This is a genomic window from uncultured Mailhella sp. (genome assembly GCF_944324615.1).
Taxonomy (GTDB): Bacteria; Desulfobacterota; Desulfovibrionia; order Desulfovibrionales; family Desulfovibrionaceae; genus Mailhella.
The window spans coordinates 1-4,269 of the sequence record NZ_CALUWY010000109.1 but is presented as its reverse complement, the minus strand read 5'-3'; the positions used below and the strand labels follow the sequence as shown (position 1 = coordinate 4,269).

Annotated in this window: 4 protein-coding genes; all 4 read left to right on the top strand. The window is 60.1% G+C overall.

What is annotated here, in order from left to right; genetic code table 11:
- The first annotated feature begins 5 nt into the window (after positions 1 to 5).
- Complete coding sequence (gene hflK / locus Q0K07_RS12895) at positions 6 to 1,196, top strand: FtsH protease activity modulator HflK (protein ID WP_367178906.1); 1,191 nt, start codon at positions 6 to 8, stop codon at positions 1,194 to 1,196.
- A complete protein-coding gene (gene hflC, locus Q0K07_RS12890) occupies positions 1,196 to 2,047 on the top strand; it encodes a protease modulator HflC (RefSeq protein ID WP_294559768.1) in 852 nt (283 codons plus the stop codon). Before hflK ends, hflC begins: the two co-directional genes overlap by 1 nt.
- Positions 2,048 to 2,058: 11 nt before the next feature.
- A complete protein-coding gene (locus Q0K07_RS12885; protein WP_294559767.1) occupies positions 2,059 to 2,748 on the top strand; it encodes a hypothetical protein in 690 nt (229 codons plus the stop codon).
- 370 nt (positions 2,749 to 3,118) lie between these two features.
- Positions 3,119 to 3,706 carry a flavin reductase family protein gene (locus Q0K07_RS12880; protein WP_294559766.1) on the top strand — a complete coding sequence of 196 codons (588 nt, stop codon included), beginning with the start codon at positions 3,119 to 3,121 and terminating at the stop codon, positions 3,704 to 3,706.
- Positions 3,707 to 4,269 lie beyond the last annotated feature (563 nt).

Genomic DNA, 4,269 nt, shown 5'->3' with positions numbered 1-4,269 from the left:
AGAACGTGTCCTACTTTACTCCTACTATGAACTGGGACTGGGATAAATTACAGGAAAAGCGGCAACAGCAGCAGAAACAGGGCTGGGGTTCCGCGGGCAAGGGCAACTGGGGCAGGCGTGATGACGATCACGACGACCCTCAGGATAATGGCGACAACCAGAAGAAGCGGGGCGGGCCTTCCGGGCCGAACCGTCCTTCCTTTTCGTGGCCGAAGCTCCCGAAGATAGAGGGAGTTCCGGGCCTCCACTGGTGGATCGGGGGCGCGCTGCTTGTCTGGGTGCTTTCCGGCATCTATATCGTGCAGCCCGACGAGGCGGGCGTGGTGCTTCGTTTCGGCAGGTATGTGCGGACGGAAGCTCCCGGGCCTCATATCCATCTGCCGTATCCCATAGAGCGGGTGTTCAAGCCCAAAGTCTCGCAGGTCCGTCAGACGGCGGTGGGCTATCGCGCCCAGTCCGTGGGCGGAGTGTTCCAGCAGGGCAGGGTGCAGGCCGTGGATGAGGAATCCTCCATGCTCACGGGGGATGAGAACATCATCAACGTGCAGTTCAATATTCAGTATCAGATCAAGCCCGACGGGGCGGTGGACTATCTGTTCAACGTCATCCGGCCCGATCAGGTGGTCAAGCGCGCGGCGGAAGCCTCCATGCGTGAGGTCATAGGCAAGAATACGCTGGATTCCGCCCTTACCGACGGCCGTGTGAAAATACAGAACGACGTGGCCGAACTTCTTCAGAGCATTCTTGACCGGTATCAGGTGGGCGTGCAGGTGGTGGCCGTGCAGATGCAGGATGTGCAGCCCCCGCAGGAGGTGCGCGACGCGTTTAAAGATGTCGCCAGCGCCCGCGAGGACAAGCAGCGCAGCATCAATGAGGCCGAAGCCTATCGCCGCGACATTCTTCCCAAGGCACAGGGTCAGGCTTCGGAGCTGGTGAACAAGGCCGAAGCGTACCGCGAGACCCGCGTGCGTGAGGCGGAAGGCGAGGCCCAGCGCTTCCTTTCCGTGCTTGCCGAGTATGAAAAAGCCAAGGATGTGACCAGAAAGCGTATGATGTATGAAGCCTTTGAAGATATTCTGAGCAAGCCGGGCATGGAGAAGCTGGTGCTTCCTTCCGACGCCGGTTCCCATGTGCTCCCCCTGCTTCCGCTGGACGCCTGGAAAAGGCAGGACGGCGCCAAGGAGGAGAGCCGCTGATGAAGGGGTTGAAATCCATTCTTCTGCTTCCGGTGCTGCTGGTGGCGGCGCTCCTCGCTCAGCAGACGCTCTTTGTGGTGGACCAGACGCAGCAGGCGCTGGTCATACAGCTGGGTCATCCGCTGGACAAGGTGTACGGCCCCGGGCTTCATGCCAAGCTGCCTTTCATTCAGAACGTCGTGTACTTCGAGGCGCGCATTCTTGATTACGATGCCCGCCCGGCCGAAGCGCTGACCAGCGACCTCAAGACCATAGTGCTCGACAACTACGCGCGCTGGAAAATCGAGGACCCGCTGCAGTTTTACCGCACCATGCGTACGGAAACGAACGCTCAGGCCCGCCTGGATGCCGTCATCTATTCGCAGATACGCGCACATGTCGGCCGCCATACCCTTACCGAGGTTGTGGCCGATGAGAGAAACTCCATCATGGAATCGGTGACGGAAAAGGCCTCTCAGCAGATGAAGGAATTCGGCATCGCCATTGTGGACGTGCGCATCAAGCGCACCGACCTGCCTGCCGAAAACCAGCGTGCCATTTTCGACCGTATGCGCGCCGAACGCGAACGTCAGGCCACGCAGTACCGTTCCGAAGGTGCTGAAGAGTCCACCAAGATCCGTTCCGGCGCGGAAAAGGAACGTGCGCTCATTCTGGCCGAGGCCGGGAAAAAGGCGCAGGTGCTCCGTGGTGAAGGTGACGCCGAGGCCGCGCGCATCTATGCCGAGGCCTTTTCCCGTTCTCCGGAGTTTTTCTCCTTCCAGCGTGGTCTGGAGGCGTTGCGCAAGTCGCTTGGAGAAAATACCCGTATGGTACTCACACCGGACAGCCCCCTGCTTCAGCCCATCAAGTAGGCGTGGCGCGCATGGAACGGCTGGATATCGACCAATTTGATCCTGTTTATGCCAGGATGCTCTTTGTTTCCCGGCGCCGCACCCAGGCGGAGCTGGCGGATCTGCTCAATCTGCAGCAGGGAAGTATATCGGAAGCCAAGAAGCGCGGGGCCATTCCTCTGCCGTGGTGCGTGTATATCTGCGACCTTTTCCATGTCCGCATGGACTGGCTGCGTTTCGGTGAACCTCCCGTGTTTATGACTGAGGAAATGAAGGAACAGGAAACCTTTCTTGAGGCGGGGCTGCGTGAACCGCCGCCCCCGCCTCTGGAAACGGTGCGGCCCGGTGAGGTGTCGGTTTTCAGCACCGTGCGGCAGAGCGACGGTTCTTTTCCCGAGGCGTACACCCAGGTTTTCCCCAGAGAGTTCATGCTGGAGGGGGTAAAGGTCTTTCGCCTTCTGGAACGCTGCATGGCTCCCGCCCTCAACAAGGGCGCGCTGGTGGCGGTGCTTCCGGGTGCTGCGGTGGAAGACGGCGATGTGGTGGCGGTGTTCGGCGGCAGCGGACTTCTGTTCCGCCGCGTCTTCGTGACTTCGGAAGGCTATGACCTGAGAGCGGAGCGCCGCGATCTGGCAGAGGACATGCACGTCGCCGGAGCCGACTGGGCCGCTCTCTATTATGGAAAGGCCGTATGGGCCTTCCAGCCCCTGTGGGCGGGATAGCTTCGCATGGAAAAAGGCGGGGTACCGGGCGGGAGCATAGTCTGCAGAACGCGGCAACGCTGAGTTTTTCTTCCCGGATGTTCAGGGAAAGGCCTGACGGCATGCTCCCCGGTACAGGCGTTGCTGCCCGGCCGTGCAGATTCCGGGAACCGGCCTTCCGACAGTGAGCCTTCCGCGCTTTTTACCCGGAAGAGCATCGCCGCTCTGCCGGAATGTCTTCTGCCTGCCGCTCTGCGAAGAGCCGGGGCATCCTGTGCGTGCATGCCGTTCTCAGAGGGGAGCGGGCATGCCGTTTAAGAGCGTTTTCCACGGCGTCGCCGGATGGCTTTTGAAGAAAACGCCGTGGAAACAACCGTGATTTGAGGCGAACATGTTGATTTCTCTTGGTCCTCAGGCCTTTATTTCCCCCGCTCCCGTACTTCTGGTAGGAACGTACGACGCCTCCGGACGGCCCAATATCATGACGGCCGCCTGGGGAGGGCTGTGCTGCTCCCAGCCTCCGTGCCTGGCGGTTTCCCTGCGGCGTTCTTCCTGGACCTGCCGTTCCCTTCAGCTGAAACAGGCCTTCACGGTAAGCATACCCGGCCGGAATATGGTGGGACAGGCCGACTTTGCAGGTCTTGTTTCCGGCAGACAGGAAGACAAGTTCCAGTCTCTCGGCCTGACGCCTCAGGCAGGGGAACATGTGGATGCCCCCTTTGTGGCGGAGTGCCCCGTAGTGCTGGAACTTCTGCTCCGGCATACGCTGGAACTCGGTTCCCATATCCAGTTCGTGGGAGAAATCATGGATGTGAAGGTGAACCGGGACTGCCTTTCTCCCGAAGGGCTGCCCGATCCCGCGCTGATCGACGCGCTTTCCTTTGCTCCCCTGACCAAGGAATATTACGGTATCGGAGAATTTGTGGCGCGTGCCTTTGCCGTGGGCAAGACCGTGAAGCGGAACGTACAGGAAGGATAGCTTTTCCGGACGGCAAAAGTTTTTGCGGTGCGGCGCTTCATGGCAGAAATCGCAAGGCCCGCTGCCTCAGGGAAAGCGGTGCCGCCGTCGGCCATGTCCGGAGCCATAGGGCGCAGGAAAGGCTTGTGCCTTACTTTCTGGTGGAGGAACGCTCCGGGAAGCGGCAAGGTTTTTCTCCGTTTCCGGCGAAGAGTGCGTGTTGCCGGGAATTTTTCAAAGAAGATGATGGAGACGTGCGTTATCCAGGTCCCGGGGGCTGAACAAGGCCCCCGGGACCTGTTCTTTTAAAGAAGCAGGAATTGTCGGTAAAAGGCAGATGTTTCCCGGCCCACGAGGAAACGTTCCCGCAGACGGGGCACTCCCGTTTCTTTGTTGTGGGAGTGGACGGGCAGTCCGCCGTGCCTTTTTCAGGTATGCCCGGCGGAAGGAAGCGCTTTTCGGGGAAGCGGGGCGGATGTCTGTTCCCTTTTCAGGAGCATGGAGAACTGCGGAAGGCGTTTTCCGGCGCAGGAAGCAGGGGGAAGGCCCGGCCTTCCCCCTGCTTTTTCATGCCTGGAAGGGTG